Source organism: Rathayibacter sp. Leaf296, assembly GCF_001423045.1.
GTDB classification, from domain to species: domain Bacteria; phylum Actinomycetota; class Actinomycetes; order Actinomycetales; family Microbacteriaceae; genus Rathayibacter; species Rathayibacter caricis.
Map to the genome: position 1 here is coordinate 570,992 of NZ_LMNR01000001.1, position 18,967 is coordinate 589,958.

Consider the following 18,967-nt stretch of genomic DNA (forward strand, 5'->3'; position numbering starts at 1 on the left):
AGCCGCGCTGCAGATCCGCACCTGCTGAGCAGCCTCCCGCGGGCGGGAACCCGAATCCCCGCCCGCGTCGGAGCGCACCGCCTCACCGCGAGAACCCGAACCTCTCGCGTGCCGCGGCCGGGAACCCGAAACTCCCGGCCGCGGATCGGCGACGACCCACCCCCGAGACACCCTCTTCCCTGGAGATCCCGCCTGCCCAGCACCCCCGTGAGGGGTGACTCCGGCGCGCAGGTGCAGATCCAGAACCGGTACTGGCACGCCTCCTCTGTCGGAGCGCCCGTTCCGGTCCTCTCGGTGCGGGTCTGCTATCCGGCCGCGGCGCACGCCGGGGCCGCTCCCACCGCCGTGTCGGGGGCGGGCTGGCGCTTCGTCGGCGCGGTCCCGCTGACCGACGGGTCGGTCGACTACGTCTTCACCTGGTCGGGAACCGCCCTCGAGCCCGGCCGCTCCACTCCGCAGCTCGAGTACGCCGTCCCGGTCGTGGCCTCGGGACTCGCCGGGGAGGCATCGGCTCCGAACGCCGACGCCGTCCGCGCCTAGGAACGGCGGAGGCCGCCCGCTCCCGGAGGGACGGGCGGCCTCCGAGGCGCCTACGCGGGGACCCGCACCGTGAGCCCGCCGGGCTCGATCCAGGTGCGGAACGCCGAGGTCGATCCGAACGGATCGCCGTCGAGCTCGATCTCCTGCGCCTTCTCCAGGCGCACGACCAGCTCGCGGCCCTTCACGTAGCGCAGGGCCGAGACCTCCTTGGTGAGCCCCATGAGCTTCTGGCCCACGACTCCGCTGCGCCGCAGCACGCCGTTCTCCCACACCACCTTGAAGATGATCTGGGCCCAGCCGAAGAACCCCTCGGGCCGCAGCAGCACGATGTCGAACTCGCCGTCGTCGACGGCCGCGTCCGGCAGCAGCAGGATGTTCGCCGGCAGCGCGCCGCAGTTGCCCACGATGATCGTGTGCGCGCGCACCTTGCGGACCTTCGAGCCGTCGAGGCGATAGCGGAACTCGAGCTGGTTCTTGTCCAGCAGGGCCTTCCGCAGCGCGTCCACGTAGGCGAGCCAGCCGGCCCGCTTCTTCAGGTCGTCGTCGGTGTTCGCGAGCATCTTCGCGTCGATGCCCAGCCCGGCCATCACCACGTAGGCGCGGCGGTCGCGGCCGTGGTCGGTCTCGATGTCGATCATCCCGATGTCGATAGCGCGGTCGGCGCCCGAGAAGGCGACTGTGAGCGCGTTGTCGATGTCGTCGAGGGTGAGGTTCAGGTTCCTGGCGAGCAGGTTGCCGGTGCCCGAGGGCAGGAGCCCGAGTGCGATGCCGGAGCCGTGCAGCGCCTCGGCGACCACGCGGACCGTTCCGTCGCCGCCGGCCGCGATCACCATGTCGACGCCGGCCTCGATCGCCTCGCGGGTCTGCCCGACTCCGGGATCCTCCACGGAGGTCTCGAGCCACAGCGTCCCGGCCCAGCCGGCGGCCTGCTCGGCGCGCGACACCGCGGCCTTCACCGAGTCGAGGTCGACCTTGACCGGGTTGTAGACGAGTGCGGCGCGGCGGGGCTCAGTCATCGGAGCCGTCCTCGTCGTCCTCGACGCGTCCGGGACGCACGGCGGCGTCCTCGCGGATGTCGATGCGCGTGTCGCCCGCCTCGGTCGTCGACACGTCGATGCGCGGCGCCGCGTCGGCCTCGGTCGCCTGCGGGGCACTGGTCAGCTGGTCTCGGCGATCGTCCGCCGTCTGGTCGCTCATTCCGGGAAGCTAGCAGGACGTCCGCCGCACGCGCGCGGGCTTGCGCAGGGGCGTCACCGTCCCTGCGACCGGGCCGCCCGCAGCCCCCAGAGCACCAGCGGGATCTGCAGCGGCAGGCGCAGGAGCGTGATCGCGCGCGTCCGGGGGCGTCGCGCGTCCCGCGCCATCTGCACGTTGCCGGGGAACACGGCGGCCATCAGGGCGGCGGAGGCGATCCCGCCGACCGCGCGCGTCGGTGGCCAGGCGGTGGCCGCGGCGCACGCCAGCTCCGCTACTCCGGACACGACGACCCACCCGCGCGCCGAGCCCGGCATCCCGCGGGGGACCACGGCGTCGAACGTCCGCGGGTGCACGAGGTGCACGACTCCCGAGACGGCCATCGCCCCCACCAGGATCCGCGGGCCCGCGCCCAGCGGCACCGGGCGGCTCATCGGCCCTGCGCCCCGCGCTCGAGCGGAGCGACGTGGTCGAGGATCCGGCGCCACTCGCGCACCAGGGCCAGCCGTCCGGTCCCGGCGACGCTCGCGGTGCGCGCATCGGCGAGACGTCCGCGGTACCAGCGGCCGTCCTCCGTGCCGGCGACCGGGTCGTCCTCGCCGGTCACGACGAGCACCGAGGCGGTCACCGCGTCGAGCTCGTCGGCCCAGCTCCCGTCGCGCAGGGCCGCGAGGTCGGTCGCGGCGCCCAGTGGGCCCTGCCGCCAGCCCTCGCCGAGCATCCGCTCGAGCCGGTTGCGCAGTCCGCGGGTGCCCGCGAGAACGGGGTCCTCGGGATCGATGCCGAGCGCGTCGAGCCCGGGAGGACCCTCCGGCAGCGTGCCCGCGAGGGTCCCCGCGTCTTCGCCGGGCAGCACCTCGCGGCGCTCCCACGCTCCGGTCCGCTGGACGAGCACGCCGGCCTGCGGAGGAGCGGGCGTGCCGACGAGCGCGATGCGGTCGACGAGATCGGGGTGGCGGGCGGCGAGCGAGAGGGCGAAGGCGCCTCCCGACCCCCAGCCGACCACGCCGACGCTGCCGAACTCGGCGCCGTCGATGACCCGTGCGGTCCGCTCGGAGCGGCGCAGGTACTCGGCGAGGTCGTCGGCCCGGTCCTGCACGCGGGCATGCCGCGGATCGACGGGGTCGGAGGCGCCGTACCCCGGTCGGTCGAGGATGAGCAGGTGCAGGCCCCAGGGCCCGGTCACCAGCGGATCGGGGTCGAAGCCGCCCGCTCCGGGCGTGGGATGGCAGAAGACGACGAGCCGATCGGCGACGGGATCGCCCGCCGCCGAGACTCCGATGCCCCGGCCGGACCGCAGCTCGAAACGGTGGTTCGCCATGTGACCTCCCCAGAACCCGCCGTCTCTCAGCGGTGACCCCAGTCAACCGGAGGACGGGCCCGGATCTCAGGCCCTTGACCGCGGACCGGGTGCCTCCTGCTGTGCCCGGGCGTATCGTGACGCCATGGCTGATCAACGACCGATCGGATACTGGCTGACCCTCGTGGAGCGCCTCGTCGACGAGCGCTTCTCGGTCACCCTCGAGGAGCACGGAGTGACCCGGCGGCAGTGGCAGCTGCTGCAGCAGCTGCAGCGCGGACCCTCGCCGCTCGCCGAGCTCGACCGGGCCCTCGCCCCCTTCCTCCGCGCCCCCACCGCGGCGGACCCGGCCGGGGAGTCGGCGGCGGAGCAGCTCGCGGAGCTCCTCGAGAGCGGCTGGGTCGAGGCGCGGTCCGAGCTCTACGCGCTCACGGAGCGCGGCGAGGTGGCGACCGCGCGGCTCGAGGAGGTCGTCGCTTCGCAGCGCGCGAGCGCGACCGCGGGCGTCGCGGAGGAGGAGTACGAGATCACCGTGCGCACGCTGCGGACAATCGCCGACAACCTCGGCTGGAGCGATCCGGCCTGAAACGCTTGGTGCACGTCGACCGTCTGTGATCCGTGCCATGTCTTGATCCGAGCGAAAACCCAGGTGTATCGTCCGAATAGATTTATTCGAATGGCAAGAACAGAACGGCGCCGCTTTGATGGGAACATTCCTCAATCGTGACGAGAGTCTGGGCCGACGAGAACGCGACGCGACCGATCGCCTCAATCTGACGAGGGCTGGTCCACGAGAACGTGTGCGAGTCGCGCTTGACAGGGACGCTCGAGTCCGTACCGGAGCGGTGTTGTTTTTTGGAATCGCGGCACTATCGTGGTTGTTCGGTACTCTTTCAGAATTGATCGACGTGCTCGTGATCTTGGCTGGTGCCAATGTAGCAACGGTCGGCGGACAGGCGGTGAGTCCTTATCGTTTGGTGACAGCGCTTGCCCTTCTTCTTGGATGGGGTCTCTTGGGCCTAGTAGCGAGTGGCTCTCGACCCAAGATCTCCTTGCTATCATTCGGCATACTGGCGGGAGTCGCAGAAGTTTTTTCGGCTGTTGCGTTGAGTACGTTCAGATCGGCCTTAGTGACTAGCCGGCAACCAACAACGCTCGAGTCGGTTTCACTTCTACTTCTGACCATTGCTTATTTCTCTCTAGCACTTGCGTTCGTGAGAGCAGATGGCCTGTCTCGACGGACGAGGATTGCAGTTGTTGCACTTGCGGTGACTCGCATAATCGGCGGAATCTACTACATTTTCGATCTCTTCTGGGTGAGTACCCCGCCAGTCGGCGCTTCGATGCTTTTTGCGATTCAGCTAGCGACCGTCTTCGCCTTTTGCGGTGTCGCTGCCTCCCTTTGGAGTCCCGCCCAACCTTCGGGTGGGCGGAACTCACTCGACTCTTGGACTTATTGAGTAACGAGAGCCGCTCCCCAAACGTCGCCGATTGACTTGGCCGACGTGAAGCCCATCACCTTGTAGCAGTTGACGAAGGACTCTTGAAGAGTGGGGCAAGCAGCGTCTGTATTCCCGTACTGGATCATTCCAATAGCCCCGAATCCATTAGACCAGGGAGCGATGAGAGGCCCTCCGCTGTTGCCTCCAGCGTTGACAACTGTGCCCGTGTTCCTGGTTTGAATATTGTAGAAAGACCCGAAGCCGTCGTCCCATAGAACCATCATCTTGTCAACAACAATTCCGCAGATCACGCCGGTATTCGCACCCTCAGAGCACAACTGGTTCCCGGGACCAACGCTCTGATGCCCCTTGACCGGAACGCCGTTCGACGTGGATCCAGGCCCGCCGTCAAAAATTCTGCCAGCGCCGAGTTGTGCCGTCAGGCGAAGCGCGCCATAGTCAGGCGAGCGATTGCTGCTGGAGTTTCCTCCGTACAGCTGGGAATCATTGTCGTAAGTCGTCCAGTTTCCCCCGCTGATCATCGGCGTGCAGTGCCTTGCAGTCGTCATTCGTTTCGTTCCGCTGAAGTTGTAGGCGAATCCGGTCGAACAGAACGTTGACCGTTCACGGATTGGGTACCAGCTTCGCATGAATCCGCCGCCCCAGTACGACGGAGTGTCGTCATTTCGGTTGGCCGTTGGCTCCGAGAGGTTTCCCGTCGACAATCTGACCGGAATCGGGCCGAGCTCTGACATGCCAGTAGAGACCTGCAACGCGATTTTCTTTTGGAGATCGGCGGCAATGCCAGCCGGTTCGGGGGTTGCGCTCGATGAATGCTCTGAATTTGACACTGCGGTGCTCGAAAATGTTCCGTGTACCACGAGGTCAGTCGTCTCAGGCGCGAGTGCATCGATTGAGTTGATTGCAAAGCCGTCGACTGCGAACTCTCTCTTACGATCCATGATTGCCCGCGCTTGTGCATCGATTGTTGGCCAGTCGAAAGGTCGCTCGGTGAAAGTTGGCACCAATCCCAGCTCTTTAGCTTTTATGCTAGCTTGTGAACGGAGTGCGGACTCTCCACTCCATGCGATGTCTACAGACCCTGGGGCCGCGCCCTCCGCAACGTAGAGGTAGCCGCTTCTATGATCAGGATCTTGCTCTTCGATCCAGTCGATCAGGTTGCCTTGCCGTTTCATCGAATCAATGTAGTCGGGCCCGACTTCCTTGATGAAGTCCTGAATGGGTTGACTGTATTGCCAGTCGTCGAGCCCTTTTTCGCTGACTGGCTTCGCATTGGCCGGAGAGGCGCTGACGCCCCCGACGACTGCGACCATTACGGTCACTACTCCAATGATTCTACGTTTCATTGCGCATCCTCGTATCGGTGGCATCACGACTATGGATAGTTCAATAGTCGCCGTACGGACGGTGACTTGGTGGTAAAGCTGCGATCACCAACTCGCCTCGGCAACGATGTCAACGAGCGGCGTCGCGAGACATCGGCCGCGGGAGCGCGCGGTGTGCTCCTTCGCGGCCTCGACCGTCGCGGAGGTTAGGGACAAGACGAGCGGGCCAGCGGTGACGACGCCGGCTTCCGACAGCGAGTACAGCCTCTCCGTCGAGGTGTCGAACTTCTCCGAGACGAACGGCGGGCGAGTGTCGTTCGGGCGGGCGTTCACCCAATCGGCGGTCGCGGCGCTCTTCAAGCACAGCGCCATGCCCTGCGCGGTCGAGTAGATTCGGTCGCGAGCTCTCTCGGCGGTGTTCATGACGCCGCGGACCGCTCGCGCGTTCGTCGGGTAGCCGTTGTCGTGGAGGAGCTCGACGGATGTCTCGTCTTCGACGGAAGTCAGCCAGAGCAGCACGTCGCTGATCGGTCGGTTGCCGGCCGCGGCCGCGACCAGCAGGTCGCACAGCAGCTCTTGGCCCTTGCCATCGAAGTAGGCGTCGGTCTTCGCGTTCAGCGTCCGGGTGTCGGAGGCGAAGTGCGTCGCGAGCTCGGTGGCCTAGGTGTCGTCGGTGACGTAGGAGAGGGATTCCACCACCAGGTCGCGTCTTCGAGCGCGACGCGCTGCGGGTCGAAGGTCCACACGTGGCCCTTTCCGGCGCGCACGTCGCGGTTCGCGTCGAGCAATCCCCGCTTGTTCAACGTCGTGGCGACGGCGCCGGAGGCGGCCATGAGCTTGGGATGACGAGGGAGCTCGGCTGCCCAGGAGAGGGCTGCTGAAAAGCAGCATCAGGTTCCCGAACGAGGCGCAGATCATCTGATTCCGCTCGTGTCACCTCCCCGCAGGCAGCCGCTACCCCTCCCGGAGCGCGCGTTACCGGAGCAGAGTGGAATCCTCCGGCAGAGCGCCGGGCGAAGGGAGAGCAGCATGAGCAGCGACCGCACCACCGGTGACGACACCGAGAAGACCGAGGACCTCCCCGACGGAACCGGCACCGACACGTCCGAGGGCGGCGGCGACACCGACACCGTCTCGGGCGGCGAGCCGGACGACGAGTAGTCCCGCCGCTCCGACGGAGCCGTGAACGGGAAGAGGGGCGGAGCCGGATGACCGGCCCGCCCCTCTCGTCGTCTCCGCGAGGGTCCGCGTCAGACCAGCGGGCCGTCGCTCTCGCTCGTGCGGCGGGTGACCTGCTCGCCGCTGGCCGGGTCGACCGCCGAGCGCGTCGTCGAGACCGCCTGGCGGCGACGGGTCATCAGGACCAGTCCGAGGACGAGCCCCACTGCACCGGCGGCCATCAGGATGTAGCCGATCAGCGCCAGATCGATCCCCGACACCTGCACGTCGACGGCGAACGCGAGTACCGCTCCGACGACGAGGAGGAAGATCCCTGCTCCGATGCTCATGAGTGCTCCTTCTGCGTGCCGCCGGTCGGCGCGGGGGCGCACGAGGGCACCGGCGTGCGATCGCCCCACGGTAGACCCCGGCGCGTCCCGTCCGGAGGGCCTTCCGGTGTCGAGCCCGGAGGTGTAGGACTCAGGAGATCCTCAGCATCACCCGGGTCCGGTCGCCGCGGCTGACGAGGCGCTCGATCACCATGAAGACGCGGTACTCGAGGCGGTACTTGCCGAGGAACACGCGCCCGAGCCGCTCGACGGTGTCCTCGTCGGACACGATGCGGGCCGTGCCCTCGACGACGGGCGCTCCCTCCTGCGCGCGGCCGCGGCGGTCGCAGGGCACGAGCGTCACGCGGGGGTCGTTGCGCAGGCGCTTGACCTTCCCGCTCTTCCGGGGCGTGGTCACGATGAGGTCGTCGCCGTCGCGGGCGATCCACACCGGGGTCGACACCCCGACCCCGGTCTTCCGGAAGGTGGTGAGCGAGACGAACGAGGCGCCGGCGAGGTCCGCGAGTGCGGGGGAGAGGGTCATCCTCGAAGAGTAGGTGCGCGCGGGGCCGTCTCCGCAAGCCTGCGGCGCCTCCGGCTCGGTCCAGGGGGAGCGCCGTAGGGTGGAGGCATGACCGACCCGACGCCCCTGATCGGTCCGACCGAGGCGCCCGAGCTGCACGTGATGAGCTACAACATCCGTCGCCGCATGCCCCGCCTCACCTCGCGCGCCGTCGACCTGTGGGACCGGCGGCAGCCCCTGATCCGCCGCCTGCTCGAGACCGAGCGCCCGTCGATCCTCGCGGTGCAGGAGGCGATGCCCGACCAGGCGGGGTTCGTGCAGGAGGTGCTCGGCTCCTCCTTCGAGGGCATGGGCTTCGGCCGCGACCCCGATCGCAGCGGCGAGCGCGTGATGCTCTTCGTCGACCGCAGCCGCTTCGCGGTGCGCCACTGGTCGCAGATCGCCCTGTCCGACACTCCGGACGTCGCGGGCTCGCGCAGCTGGGGCAACCGGATCCCGCGCACGGCCGTGATCGCCGAGCTCGTCGACCACGCGGTGAACCGCGAACTGACCGTGGTCGCCACCCACTTCGACCACCTCTCGCGCAGCAGCCGCCTCCGCTCGGCGCAGCTGCTGGCCGAGCGGGTCACCGAGCTCGGCCTGCCCGCGATCGTCATGGGCGACGCGAACACCGACGTCGGATCCGATCCCTACCGCGCTCTGCTCGACGGCGGGGGCCTCGCGGACTCGTGGGCCGTCGCGCAGCGCACCCTCACGCCCGCGTGGGGCACCTACTCCAACTACCGCGCGCCGCGCTCCGGCCGGAGGATCGACTGGCTGACCGTCACCGCGGGGGCCTTCGAGGTGGTCTCGGCCGGGATCAACGCGGTCCGCTACGACGGAGCGGCCCCGTCCGACCACGAGCCGGTCCAGGCCGTGCTGCGGTTCACGGCGCCGTGAGCGCCGCCGTCCTCGTCGAGACGTTCCTCGAGCCGCCCCGCACCCGGGGCGAGTGGTTCGCCGACATCGTCCGGGCGCTCGGAGTCGCCAGTATCGTCGCCGCCGGCATCGGCTGGGGCTTCGTCGACGTCGCGGTGTTCGCCCTCTCGTCGATCGGCCTCGTCCTCACCCGGTTCCTCGGCGTCCGCCCCGCGCTCGACGCGGCGTTCGGAGTCTCGCTGCTGGTCGCCTCCTGGAGCAGCGTGCTCGAGCTCTACCAGGCCTGGGCGGCCTGGGACCTGGTCGTCCACTTCACCCTGAACGGACTCGCGGCAGCGGTCGCCTACGTCGTCGCCGCGCGCGCCGGAGTGGTGCCGACGGTCGCGGGGGAGCGCGGACCGCTCGCTCCCGCGATCGTGCTCTGCGCGTGCTTCGGCACCACCGCCGGCGTGCTGTGGGAGTGGGGCGAGTGGGCCGGCCACACCTTCGTCGACGGCTCGATCTTCGTCGCCTACGAGGACACCCTCGCCGACCTCGCGGCGGGCGCACTCGGCTCGATCCTGGCCGGCGCTCTCATGCGCTTCTGGTCGGCGAAGAGCCGGGTTCGGAGCCCGGAGCACGCGTCGGTCTGACGGGTCGCGCTCACACCACCGCGCGCAGCGCACTCCGCTCGTACCACCGCGCGCAGCGCACTCCGCTCACACCACCGCGCGCAGCGCGGCCAGCACCGCCGTCCGCGCCGGGCTGCCGCGGCTCGAGCGGCGCCAGGCCGCCGAGACGACCCGCGTCGACACCGGATCGACCGCGGGCACCGCGACGACCCGCTCCGGCAGCGGCTCGCGGCCCAGCCGGGGCACGAGTGCCACGGCCGCACCCGCCTCGACGAGCGCGATGTGCGTGCTGAAGTCCTCGTCGTAGTAGGCGATGTCGGGCTGGCGCCCGGTGCCGGCGAAGGTGCGCAGGAGCCAGGCGTGGCAGATCGCCCCGGCGGGGATGCTCACCCAGGTCTCGTCGGCGAGCCGGCTCGGAGCGAGCGTCGCGCTCCCGGCGAGAGGGTGGTCGCGGTGGATCAGGATGTCGGCGCGGTCCTCGAGCAGCGTCGCGGTCTCGATCGTCGACGGCAGATCGAGCGAGAGGCCGGGCCAGTCGTGCAGCACCGCCAGATCGGCCGCTCCGCGCTCGAGCCGCTGCGCCGCCTCCCACGGGTCCAGCTCGTCGAGCGTGATCCGGAGTCGGGGCGCGCGCTCGCGCAGCACGGCCAGCGCCGGCACGAGCAGCCCGCGCATCGCCGTCGAGAACGCGGCGACCCGCAGAGTTCCGGTGATCTCCTCCGCCGGTGCCGCCCCGAGGTGCTCGAGCGATTCGAGCTCGGCCAGGAGTCGCTCGCCCCGCTCGGCGAGCGTGCGCCCGTGCTCGGTGAGGAACACCGTGCGGCCCGCGCGCTGCGCCACCGGCCCGCCGGACTGGCGCTCGAGCCGCTTGAGCTGCTGCGAGACGGCGGACGGAGTGAAGCCGAGCGCCTCGGCGGCGGCGACGACGGTCCCGCAGTCGCGCACGGCGATCAGGGCGCGGAGGGCCGAGGGCTCGATCATGAACGAACGCTACCGGGTCGGCGGTAGCGACCTGCGCTGGTGCTGTCGGTTCGCGTCGGACAGTCTCGAGGCATGTCCCGTCGCCACAGCCTCCTCGCCCTCGTCGTCGTCCTGCTGTGGGGGCTGAACTTCGTCGTGATCGACGTGGGGCTCGCCGACGTGCCGCCCCTGCTGTTCCTGGCGATGCGCTTCGCGGTGGTGGCGGTGCCGGCCGTCTTCTTCGTGCCGCGCCCCGAGGCTCCGCTGCGCACCGTCCTCGTCATCGGCGCCTTCATGAGCCTGGGGCAGTTCGCCCTTCTCTACCTGGCGCTCGCCCTCGGCATGCCCGCGGGCCTCGCCTCGCTCGTGGTCCAGGCGCAGATCGTGCTGACGGTGCTGATCGCCGCCGTCGTCCTGCGGGAGCGGCCGACCCCGCGCCAGCTCGCGGGTCTCGGGGTCGGAGTGGCGGGCCTGGTGATCGTCGGCATCGCCCACGGCACGACCGCGCCCTGGCTCCCGTTCGTCGTCTGCCTCGGCGGAGCGCTGTCGTGGGCGATCGGCAACGTGCTGACCCGCCGCGCGAAGGGCGCCTCCGGACTCTCGCTCGTCGTGTGGTCGGCGCTCGTCGTGCCGGTGCCGGCGCTGCTGCTCTCGCTCCTCGTCGACGGAGGCCCCGCCGTCGTGAGCGCACTCTCGGGCCTCACTCCGGCGGCGGTGCTCAGCACCCTCTACACGGCGGTGTTCGCCTCGCTCGTCGGCTACGGCATCTGGAACTCGCTGCTCGCCCGGTACCCGGCGGCGTCGGTCGTGCCGTTCACTCTGCTGGTGCCGGTGGTCGGCGTCCTGTCGGCCTGGGCGCTGCTGGGTGAGGCGCCCTCGGTCGGCGAGCTGATCGGAGGAGCGGTGATGGTCGCTGGGCTCGCCGTCGCGACGATCCGCCGGGTGCGTCCGGATCCGCTGCTGGCCGCTGTCGGTCCTCCGGCGTAGCGTTCCTCCCATGTGCGGCCGCTTCGCGATGGACTCCGAGACCGATGAGCTGATCCGCGAGTTCGTCGCGGCGGGCGGGAGGGCCGCCGACTGGGCGCCCGACTTCAGCGTCGCCCCCACCGACTCCGCGCCCATCGTGCGCGAGCGCCTCCACGATGGAGCGGTCGAGCGCGAGGTCGAGCTGGCCTCGTGGGGCTTCACGCCCTCGTGGGCGAAGGGCAAGGCGCCGTCGCCGATCAACGCCCGGCTCGAGACGGTCGCCTCGAACGGCCTGTTCCGCGGGGCGTTCGCGAAGCAGCGGGCGATCGTCCCGATGCGCGGCTACTACGAGTGGCAGACGCTCGCCGACGGCAAGCAGCCCTGGTTCCTGCACGGCGAGGAGCCGATCCTCGCGGCCGCCGGTCTCTACACGGCGAAGAAGGACGGCGAGGCCTGGCGGGTGTCCTTCACGATCATCACCCGCGAGGCGCGCGACGCGTCGGGCGAGGTGCACGACCGCATGCCCGTCTTCCTCACCGACGAGGTGCGCGACGCGTGGCTGTCGCCCGAGCCCCTCGACTCCGCGGAGGAGATGCTCGCGACGCTCGACGGCGCCTCGACCGCGATGGCCTCGACCATCACGGCGTACCCGGTCGACCGGCGCGTCAACAACTCCCGCACGGTCAATCGGCACGACCCGTCGGTCCTGGAGCCCGTGGAGCTCTAGTCCCGACGGGGTCGTGCCATCAGGCGGCTAGGCCGTCCCGGCGTGACCGCGCGGCGGAGCCGCTGAGAGCACTGCCGGGGCATGTCGGATCAGGCCGTTCCGGCGTGCCCGCGCGGCGGAGCCGCTGAGAGCGCTGCCGGGGCATGTCGGATCAGGCCGTTCCGGCATGCCCCGGGAACGGCTTGCCGTTCAGGTGCACCTCGCCCGGCGGCACCTCGACGTCTCCGACGTCGTCCGGTCCGCCCGTGCCGGGCACCGTCTTCACCTCGGCGTCGCCCGAGACCTCGGTCGCGCTCGCGTCCGGAGCGCTGTCCTGCTTCGCCGCGGTCTCGCGCTCGCTGCCGGGCGACTCCGTCATGTCCTTCTCGATCGTCTCGCTCTCGCTCGACGTGGGCGCCGCAGCGCCGTCGGGCTTCCCGATGGTCGAGCCCTGGTCCTCGAGAGTCGATCCCTGATCCGCGTGGTCCGTCATGTCTGTTCCCTCCGTTGGAATGCCTCCACGCTACGTGCGCCCCGGAGGTGGGACACCCGCTTGACAGCGCCTCCGGGCCCCTACGGAGGGGCCGCTCGACGTACTACCCTGGAGCGACGGTCGCACCGGGGGGGCGCGGCACACGCCGCAGCACCCACCGCGCGAGGAGGAACCCCGTGGCATCGCACCGGACGGGCGAGACCCGAGTCGTCGGCTCGACGGTCGGCGACCGCTACACGATCGAGGAGCTCATCGGCCGGGGCGGCATGGCGACCGTCTACCGGGCCCGCGACGAGATCCTCGGCCGCTCGGTGGCGCTGAAGATGTTCGCGGCCGGCATCGACGACGCGCAGGATCTGCAGCGCAAGTCCTCCGAGATCCGCCTGCTCGCGGCCCTCAACCACCCCGCCCTGGTCACGCTGTACGACGCGCACGACGGCGGCGACGACACCGGCGGCCAGGCGTACATGGTCATGGAGCTCGCCGAGGGGCCGAGCCTGTCGGAGCGACTCGCCTCGGGGCCCGTCGCCCCGAACGACGTCGCGTCGATGGCCGCCGATCTCGGCGAGGCCCTGCACACGGTGCACGCGGCCGGAGTCGTCCACCGCGACGTGAAGCCGTCGAACGTCCTGCTCGTGCCGAGTCCGCTGACCAGCCGCGAGTTCCGGCCCAAGCTCGCCGACTTCGGCATCGCCTACCTCATCGACGCGACCCGCATCACCTCGCCCGGCACGCTCATCGGCACGGCCGCGTACCTCAGCCCCGAGCAGGCGCACGGCGATCCGCTGACCGCCGCGAGCGACATCTACTCCCTCGGCCTGGTGCTGCTCGAGTCGCTGACCGGCAAGCGCCCGTTCACGGGCTCGGCGATCGAGGTGACCCTCGCGCGGCTGCTGCGCGACCCCGAGGTGTCGGCGTCGCTGGGCAGCGGCTGGTCCGCGCTCCTGGGCTCGATGACGCAGCGCGAGCCGGAGGAGCGCCCGTCGGCCCTCGAGGTCGCCGAGTCGGCCCGCAAGCTGATCGACCCTCGCCGCGACGGACCGCCGACGGCGATCGTCGTGCCCGACGTGCCCCTCACGGCCGCCCGGACGCAGCTGCTCGACGCGACCGCCGAGGCGACGGCCGTGTATCCCGTCCCCGACCACGGCACCGCGGCGACGACCCTCCTGCCGGCCGGGACCGCGGCGGCTCCGGTCGCCCCCGCTACCGCGACGACCACTCTCCGACGCGAGCCCGAGCGGCGTCGCGGGCCCAACCCGTGGCTGCTCGTGCTGGTGCTCGCGCTCGTCGCGATCGCGGTGGGACTCGCCGTCGTCCTGCTCGGAGGCGACCAGCAGACGCCGCTGCCCGCGGTCGACGGCGAGCTCGGCGAGCATCTGCAGCGCCTGCGCGAGAGCATCCGCTCGTGATCGCGCGCCGCGCCTGGCCGGCCGCCGTCGTGACCGCGGTCCTCCTGCTCTCGGGGTGCTCCGCCGCCGACCCGTCGATCGACGACGCCACCGCGCAGACCCTCGACGACGCGGTCGTCGCGGTAGCGGAGCGCGCCTCCGCCGACGACTTCGCGGGCGCCCTCACCGAGCTCGAGGCCCTGCAGGCCGCCCTCGCCGCGGCCCTGGCAGCCGGAACCGTGACCCAGGAGCGGGCCGCGTCGATCCAGGCCGAGGCGGACGTGGTGCGCGGCGACCTCGAGGCGGCGGTCGGGGCCGGCGAGGCGCCGGAGCCCGCTCCCGTCGAGACCGACGAGGCTCCGGAACCCGAGGAGCCCGTCGAGGAGACTCCGGTCGAGGAGGCTCCGGCCGAGGAGACGCCTGCCGAGGAGACCCCCGCTCCCGTCGAGACCGAGGAGGAGGCGCCCTCTCCGAGTCCCGAGGAGACGGAGCCCGTCGAGGAGGAGGCTCCGGAGCCCGAGGAGACGGAGCCGGCCGAGGAGGCTCCCGCGAACGGGAACAGCGGCAACGGGAACAGCGGCAACGGGAACGACGGCAACAACGGCAACGGGAACGGCGGCAACGGGAACGGCAACAACGGCAACGGTTCCGGGAGCGGCTGAGCCGCTCCCGCGTCCGGCCGTCAGTCGTTCGTCGCGACCACCGCGAAGTCCGCGTCGAGATCGACGTCCACGTCCGTCCCGTCCTCGCGCGTGACCTCCACGTCGAAGGCGTGGTCGGCGTCGTCGCTGCGCTCCGCCTCGGTCACCGTGCCGCCGCCGACCGCCGCGAGGGCCGCCTCCGAGGCGCGCGCCAGGTCGTCGCCGGTCAGGTCGTCGGGGTCGACGACCCCCGAGGTCGAGGTGTCGTCGCCGCCCTCGGCGGATCCGCTCGCGGGGCGCCCGTCCTCGTCGGCGTCCACCGACAGCACCGCGAACGCGTCGTCGAGGCGCACGTCGTACTCGAGTCCGTCCTCGCCGCGCAGCTCGAGCTCGTAGCCGGGGGCTCCGTCGTCGTCGCGTTCGGCCGAGGTCACGGTGCCGCCGCCGATCTCCTCGAGGGCCGCGTCGCTCGCACGGTCGAGGTCCGCCCCGGTCAGGCGGTCGGATCCCTCGAAGCCGTCAGTCGCGGCGTAGGCGATCCCGGTGCCCGCTCCGAGGAGCACGACGACTCCGGCGACGGCGGTGATGATCTTCGTCTTCTTCTGCATGATCCGCTCCTACTCCGGCGCCGGTCCTCGACGCCGTGACCACTCTCGCGTCCGGCCGCTGAAGCCACCCTGAAGCGCGATGAGCCTCGATGGAGCCCTGCGTTCCAGCGCTAGAGCGGGAGCCGCAGCACCACGCGCGCGCCGCCCAGGGGAGCGTCCTCGATCGACACCGCGCCGTGGTGCGCCGCCGCGATCTCGGCCACGATCGCGAGGCCCAGCCCCGATCCTCCGGCGTCGCGGGTACGGCCCTCGTCGAGCCGCACGAACCGCCCGAGCACGCGCGAGCGGTCGGCCGCCGCGATGCCCGGACCGTCGTCGTCCACGACGATCACGGCCCCGTCGCCCTCGGCCCGGGTGGCCAGGGCGAGGCGCGTCGACCGGTGCCGCACCGCGTTGTCGACCAGGTTCCGCACGGCCCGCGCGAGCAGCGCCTCGTCGGCGACGACCTGCACGGCCGAGACTCCGCTCGCGTCGACCTCGATCCCGGAGTCGCGCAGCCGCCGCACCTCGCGCAGCGCCAGGTCGTCGAGGTCGACCGGAGCCGCCGCGATCGCCAGTCGCGCCTCGTCGGCGCGCGCGAGCAGCAGCAGCCCCTCGATCAGCCCGCCCATCCGCACCGACTCCTCGGCCACCGTCCTCGCGAGGCGGGCGGAGTCGAGGCGGTCCGGGTGCGCGAGGGCCACCTCGGCCGTCTGCCGCAGGGCCGCGACGGGGGAGCGCAGCTCGTGCGACGCGTCCGAGACGAAGCGGCGCTGCCGCTCCTGCGCGTCCTGCAGCCGGTCGAGCATGCGGTTCAGCGTGCGCGCGAGGCGGTCGATCTCGTCGCCCGAGCCGGGCTCCGCGACCCGGCGGTCCAGGGCGGCCGCGGTGACGGAGTCGGCCTCGGCGCGCATCCGGTCGACGGGGCGCAGCGCCCGGCCGACCACCACCCAGCAGACCACCGCGACGAAGGCCACGAGCAGCGGCACCGCGACGGCGAGGAGCGCCGTGGTCGTCGCGACCGCCTCCGTCCGCCCCTCGTCGGGCACTCCGGCGACGAGGAGCGAGCCGTCGTCGAGCTCCTGAGCGGCGACGACCACGGGCCCCTCGTCCTCGACCTGCACGGTGACGGGGTCGTCGCCCTCCTCCTGCGCGAGGGGCGGCAGGTCCTCCGCGTCCTCGCCCGCCGCGACCACGCGGCCGTCGACGACGAGCTGCACGACCCCCTCCGAGGCGCGCACCACCTCGGCGCCGCCCGACTCGACCAGCGCGCCGAGACGCTCGGCCTCGGCCTCGGCGGCGCTCGAGGCGCTCGCCGCGAGCACGGAGGAGAGGACCAGCACGAACCCGACTCCGCCGAGCACCGCGGCGAGGGCGACCACGGCGGCGGCCGCGAGCGTGATCCGCGTGCGCAGCCGGCTCATCCGGCCACCAGCGAGTAGCCCGCCCCGCGCTGCGTGCGGATCGTGTCGACGCCGAACGGCCGGTCGATCTTGTTCCGGAGCGTGCGGATGTAGACCTCGACGATGTTCGGGTCGCCGTCGAAGTCGAAGTCCCAGACCGCGCCGAGCACGTCCCGCTTCGGGACGACGTCGCCGGCCCGCGACACGAGGTACTCGAGCACGCTGAACTCCCGTGCCGTCAGCGGGATCGGCACCCCGCCCCGCTCCACGCGGCGCGACGCGGGGTCGAGGACGAGGTCGCCGACCACCTGCACGACCGGCCGCTCAGTCGCGCCGCGGCGGATCAGTGCGCGCAGCCGGGCGATGAGCACCGGGAACGAGAACGGCTTGGTGAGGTAGTCGTCGGCGCCGGTGTCCAGCGCCTCCACCTGATCGAGATCGCCGTCCTTCGCGGTCAGCATCAGGATCGGCGTCCAGTCCTCGGCCGCGCGCAGGCGCTCGCAGACGCGGAAGCCGCTGAGGTCCGGGAGCATCAGGTCGAGCACGATCGCCGCGTACTCGGCCTCCTGGGCGAGCCACAGCGCGTCCGTGCCCGTGGTGGCCGTGTCGACGGCGAAGCCCTCGGCCTCCAGACCCGTCTCGAGGGCGCGCAGCAGGTTGATCTCGTCGTCGACGACCAGGATGCGGATGGCGTCCTCCCGGGCTCCTCCCGCGGCGAGCGCGGCTCGCCCCAGGCTAGGGCGATCGTGCTGAAGCCGCCCTGAAGCCCTGCAGCACCGCCCGTTCCCCTCGATGCGGTAGAAGAGTCGGGTGACCCCGCCCGCCTCCCTCGCCCGCCGTCTCGGGACCGGCGACGCCGTCGTCATCGGCCTCGGCTCGATGATCGGCGCCGGCGTCTTCGCGGCCTTCGCGCCCGCGGCCGCCGCGGCCGGCCCCTGGCTGCTCGCCGGACTCGCGCTCGCCGCCCTCGTCGCGTGGGCCAATGCCTCCTCCTCGGCGCAGCTCGCCGCGCAGTACCCGCGCTCGGGCGGCACCTACGTGTACGGCCGCGAGCGCCTGGGCGAGTGGCCCGGGTTCCTCGCGGGCTGGGGCTTCGTCGTCGGCAAGACCGCGAGCTGCGCGGCGATGGCGCTGACCTTCGCGGCCTACGCCGCCCCCTCCGGGTGGGAGCGCCCCGTCGCCGTGCTCGCCGTCGCGGCCCTCGTCGGCGTCAACGCGCTCGGCGTCACCCGGACGGCGCTCGCCACCCGCGTCATCGTGACGATCGTCCTGGCGGTGCTCGCGCTGGTCGTCGCCGCCGCGGTCTCCTCCGGACCCGCCGTCGCCTCAGTGGGCGGCGGCATCGGCACCATCGGCCCGCTCGGCGTGCTGCAGTCGGCGGGGCTGCTCTTCTTCGCCTTCGCCGGCTACGCCCGCCTCGCCACGATGGGGGAGGAGGTGCGCGATCCGTCCCGGACGATCCCGCGCGCGATCCTCGGCGCCCTCGCGCTCGCGGTCGTCGTCTACGCCGTGGTCGGGACGGCGCTCCTCGTGGCGCTCGGTCCGGAGCGGCTCGCGGCGTCGACCGAGCCCCTCGCCGAGGCGGCCGCGGTGTGGCCGTGGACCGGCCCGGTCATCCGGGTCGGAGCCGCCGCCGCCTCCCTCGGCGCTCTGCTCGCGCTCATCGCCGGCATCGGGCGGACGAGCCTCGCGATGGCCCGCGAGGGCGATCTGCCCCGGATGCTCGCGCACGTCGATCCGGTGCGGCAGGTCCCGCGCCGGGCCGAGATCGCCCTGGGAGCCGTCGTGATCGTGCTGGTGCTCGTGGCCGACCTGCGCTCGGCGATCGGGTTCTCGTCGTTCGGCGTGCTGCTCTACTACCTGGTCGCCAACGTGTCGGCGCTCACGCAGGAGCGGCGCTACCGCCTGTACCCGCGGTTCGTCGCGGTGGGCGGGGTGATCGGCTGCGTGCTGCTCGTGCTCACCCTGCCGCTGCCGTCGATCCTGACGGGCATCGCGGTCTTCGCGGTCGGAGCCGTGTACCGGCTCGTCCGCCTGCGGTGCCGCGCGGCCGGGGCGTAGCTCCCGGCCGCACGCGGCTCACTCGTCGCGGTCGGTGTACTCGCCCTCGGCATCCGAGTCCGGTCCTGCGGAGTCGGAGTCGACGTAGCTCCCCTTCTCGGTCGAGGTCTCCTCGTGGACCGAGGTGTCGATGTAGCTGCCCTGGTCGTCGGTGGCGGTGTGCGAGACGCCGTCGGTCGACGTGTACTCGCCGTCCGGGGTCTCGGTCGTGGTCGTCTCGGCGGCGTGGCGGCCGCGGCGCGGCGCCTCGCTCGCGCCGTCGGAGGTCGTTCCGGGGGAAGTCTCGTCGTCGTGTGCCATGGCGGGTTCCTCGCTTCATCGCGTCGGGTTCCGGGGCACGCCGAACGGCGGCCCCCACTCGAGAGAACTGCATCACGCCCCGCGGTGCAAGGCGTTGCGGC

At 71.5% G+C, this 18,967-nt stretch carries 24 protein-coding genes; 10 read left to right on the plus strand and 14 right to left on the minus strand.

Going from position 1 to position 18,967, the window contains the following annotated elements:
* Positions 1-207 precede the first annotated feature (207 nt).
* The gene (locus ASF46_RS02495) at positions 208-540 is read left to right on the plus strand and encodes a hypothetical protein (protein WP_056866285.1); all 333 of its coding nucleotides are present in this window, start codon (positions 208-210) and stop codon (positions 538-540) included.
* 50 nt (positions 541-590) lie between these two features.
* On the opposite strand, the gene ASF46_RS02500 is transcribed toward ASF46_RS02495, so the two are convergent.
* From ASF46_RS02500 to ASF46_RS02515, 4 genes are read right to left on the minus strand one after another with little or no spacing between them, the layout of a single operon-like run.
* Complete coding sequence (locus ASF46_RS02500; RefSeq protein WP_056866286.1) at positions 591-1,556, minus strand: diacylglycerol/lipid kinase family protein; 966 nt, start codon at positions 1,554-1,556, stop codon at positions 591-593.
* Complete coding sequence (locus tag ASF46_RS02505) at positions 1,549-1,737, minus strand: hypothetical protein (RefSeq protein ID WP_056866287.1); 189 nt, start codon at positions 1,735-1,737, stop codon at positions 1,549-1,551. Before ASF46_RS02505 ends, ASF46_RS02500 begins: the two co-directional genes overlap by 8 nt.
* 53 nt (positions 1,738-1,790) lie before the next feature.
* On the minus strand, positions 1,791-2,168 hold the full coding sequence (locus tag ASF46_RS02510) for a hypothetical protein (RefSeq protein WP_200919652.1): 378 nt from the start codon (positions 2,166-2,168) through the stop codon (positions 1,791-1,793).
* Positions 2,165-3,055, minus strand: a complete 891-nt coding sequence (locus ASF46_RS02515) for an alpha/beta fold hydrolase (protein WP_055786270.1) — start codon at positions 3,053-3,055, stop codon at positions 2,165-2,167. Before ASF46_RS02515 ends, ASF46_RS02510 begins: the two co-directional genes overlap by 4 nt.
* A 124-nt stretch (positions 3,056-3,179) precedes the next feature.
* Here ASF46_RS02515 and ASF46_RS02520 point away from each other — a divergent pair, with 124 nt between their 5' ends.
* Positions 3,180-3,620 (plus strand): hypothetical protein, encoded by a 441-nt coding sequence (locus ASF46_RS02520; protein WP_056866288.1) that lies wholly within the window; start codon positions 3,180-3,182, stop codon positions 3,618-3,620.
* A gap of 867 nt (positions 3,621-4,487) precedes the next feature.
* On the opposite strand, the gene ASF46_RS19035 is transcribed toward ASF46_RS02520, so the two are convergent.
* Positions 4,488-5,819, minus strand: a complete 1,332-nt coding sequence (locus ASF46_RS19035) for a hypothetical protein (RefSeq protein WP_157602165.1) — start codon at positions 5,817-5,819, stop codon at positions 4,488-4,490.
* 108 nt (positions 5,820-5,927) lie between these two features.
* The gene (locus tag ASF46_RS02525; RefSeq protein WP_056866289.1) at positions 5,928-6,341 is read right to left on the minus strand and encodes a hypothetical protein; all 414 of its coding nucleotides are present in this window, start codon (positions 6,339-6,341) and stop codon (positions 5,928-5,930) included.
* Between the two features lie 510 nt (positions 6,342-6,851).
* Here ASF46_RS02525 and ASF46_RS19845 point away from each other — a divergent pair.
* Positions 6,852-6,983, plus strand: a complete 132-nt coding sequence (locus tag ASF46_RS19845; RefSeq protein ID WP_268788495.1) for a hypothetical protein — start codon at positions 6,852-6,854, stop codon at positions 6,981-6,983.
* Positions 6,984-7,072: 89 nt separating this feature from the next.
* Here the strand turns inward: ASF46_RS19845 and ASF46_RS02530 are convergent, their stop codons facing one another.
* Both ASF46_RS02530 and ASF46_RS02535 read right to left on the minus strand, forming a co-directional pair.
* Positions 7,073-7,330 carry a DUF6458 family protein gene (locus ASF46_RS02530; protein WP_055786276.1) on the minus strand — a complete coding sequence of 86 codons (258 nt, stop codon included), beginning with the start codon at positions 7,328-7,330 and terminating at the stop codon, positions 7,073-7,075.
* 130 nt (positions 7,331-7,460) lie between these two features.
* Positions 7,461-7,853 (minus strand): PPOX class F420-dependent oxidoreductase, encoded by a 393-nt coding sequence (locus ASF46_RS02535; protein ID WP_056866290.1) that lies wholly within the window; start codon positions 7,851-7,853, stop codon positions 7,461-7,463.
* An 87-nt stretch (positions 7,854-7,940) separates the two neighbouring features.
* On the opposite strand from ASF46_RS02535, the gene ASF46_RS02540 reads away from it, so the two are divergent.
* Both ASF46_RS02540 and ASF46_RS02545 read left to right on the plus strand, forming a co-directional pair.
* Entirely contained in the window at positions 7,941-8,771 is an 831-nt protein-coding gene (locus tag ASF46_RS02540) for an endonuclease/exonuclease/phosphatase family protein (protein ID WP_056866291.1), read from the plus strand.
* The gene (locus tag ASF46_RS02545) at positions 8,768-9,382 is read left to right on the plus strand and encodes a hypothetical protein (protein ID WP_056866292.1); all 615 of its coding nucleotides are present in this window, start codon (positions 8,768-8,770) and stop codon (positions 9,380-9,382) included. Before ASF46_RS02540 ends, ASF46_RS02545 begins: the two co-directional genes overlap by 4 nt.
* A 66-nt stretch (positions 9,383-9,448) precedes the next feature.
* Here ASF46_RS02545 and ASF46_RS02550 read toward each other — a convergent pair whose 3' ends face one another.
* On the minus strand, positions 9,449-10,342 hold the full coding sequence (locus ASF46_RS02550; protein ID WP_056866293.1) for a LysR family transcriptional regulator: 894 nt from the start codon (positions 10,340-10,342) through the stop codon (positions 9,449-9,451).
* 72 nt (positions 10,343-10,414) lie between these two features.
* Here ASF46_RS02550 and ASF46_RS02555 point away from each other — a divergent pair, with 72 nt between their 5' ends.
* The gene (locus ASF46_RS02555) at positions 10,415-11,308 is read left to right on the plus strand and encodes an EamA family transporter (protein WP_056866294.1); all 894 of its coding nucleotides are present in this window, start codon (positions 10,415-10,417) and stop codon (positions 11,306-11,308) included.
* Positions 11,309-11,318: 10 nt separating this feature from the next.
* Positions 11,319-12,014, plus strand: a complete 696-nt coding sequence (locus tag ASF46_RS02560; protein WP_082485172.1) for an SOS response-associated peptidase — start codon at positions 11,319-11,321, stop codon at positions 12,012-12,014.
* A gap of 151 nt (positions 12,015-12,165) precedes the next feature.
* On the opposite strand, the gene ASF46_RS19335 is transcribed toward ASF46_RS02560, so the two are convergent.
* The gene (locus tag ASF46_RS19335; RefSeq protein ID WP_055786294.1) at positions 12,166-12,486 is read right to left on the minus strand and encodes a hypothetical protein; all 321 of its coding nucleotides are present in this window, start codon (positions 12,484-12,486) and stop codon (positions 12,166-12,168) included.
* Positions 12,487-12,662: 176 nt separating this feature from the next.
* Here ASF46_RS19335 and ASF46_RS02570 point away from each other — a divergent pair, with 176 nt between their 5' ends.
* Complete coding sequence (locus tag ASF46_RS02570) at positions 12,663-13,895, plus strand: serine/threonine-protein kinase (RefSeq protein ID WP_056866295.1); 1,233 nt, start codon at positions 12,663-12,665, stop codon at positions 13,893-13,895.
* Positions 13,892-14,536 carry a hypothetical protein gene (locus tag ASF46_RS02575; protein WP_056866296.1) on the plus strand — a complete coding sequence of 215 codons (645 nt, stop codon included), beginning with the start codon at positions 13,892-13,894 and terminating at the stop codon, positions 14,534-14,536. The genes ASF46_RS02570 and ASF46_RS02575 overlap by 4 nt, the downstream gene beginning before the upstream one ends.
* 20 nt (positions 14,537-14,556) lie before the next feature.
* On the opposite strand, the gene ASF46_RS02580 is transcribed toward ASF46_RS02575, so the two are convergent.
* The 3 genes from ASF46_RS02580 to ASF46_RS02590 form a co-directional block, all read right to left on the minus strand.
* Positions 14,557-15,123, minus strand: coding sequence for a PepSY domain-containing protein (locus tag ASF46_RS02580; RefSeq protein ID WP_056866297.1), 567 nt, complete (start codon positions 15,121-15,123; stop codon positions 14,557-14,559).
* 110 nt (positions 15,124-15,233) lie between these two features.
* On the minus strand, positions 15,234-16,526 hold the full coding sequence (locus ASF46_RS02585; RefSeq protein WP_056866298.1) for a sensor histidine kinase: 1,293 nt from the start codon (positions 16,524-16,526) through the stop codon (positions 15,234-15,236).
* Positions 16,523-17,194: a response regulator transcription factor gene (locus tag ASF46_RS02590; protein ID WP_055788854.1), complete on the minus strand. Its 672-nt coding sequence runs from the start codon at positions 17,192-17,194 to the stop codon at positions 16,523-16,525. Before ASF46_RS02590 ends, ASF46_RS02585 begins: the two co-directional genes overlap by 4 nt.
* Before the next feature lie 121 nt (positions 17,195-17,315).
* Between ASF46_RS02590 and ASF46_RS02595 the strand changes: the two genes are divergently transcribed.
* On the plus strand, positions 17,316-18,566 hold the full coding sequence (locus tag ASF46_RS02595) for an APC family permease (RefSeq protein ID WP_056866299.1): 1,251 nt from the start codon (positions 17,316-17,318) through the stop codon (positions 18,564-18,566).
* 18 nt (positions 18,567-18,584) lie between these two features.
* Here the strand turns inward: ASF46_RS02595 and ASF46_RS02600 are convergent, their stop codons facing one another.
* Entirely contained in the window at positions 18,585-18,866 is a 282-nt protein-coding gene (locus ASF46_RS02600) for a hypothetical protein (RefSeq protein WP_056866300.1), read from the minus strand.
* Positions 18,867-18,967: the final 101 nt, after the last annotated feature.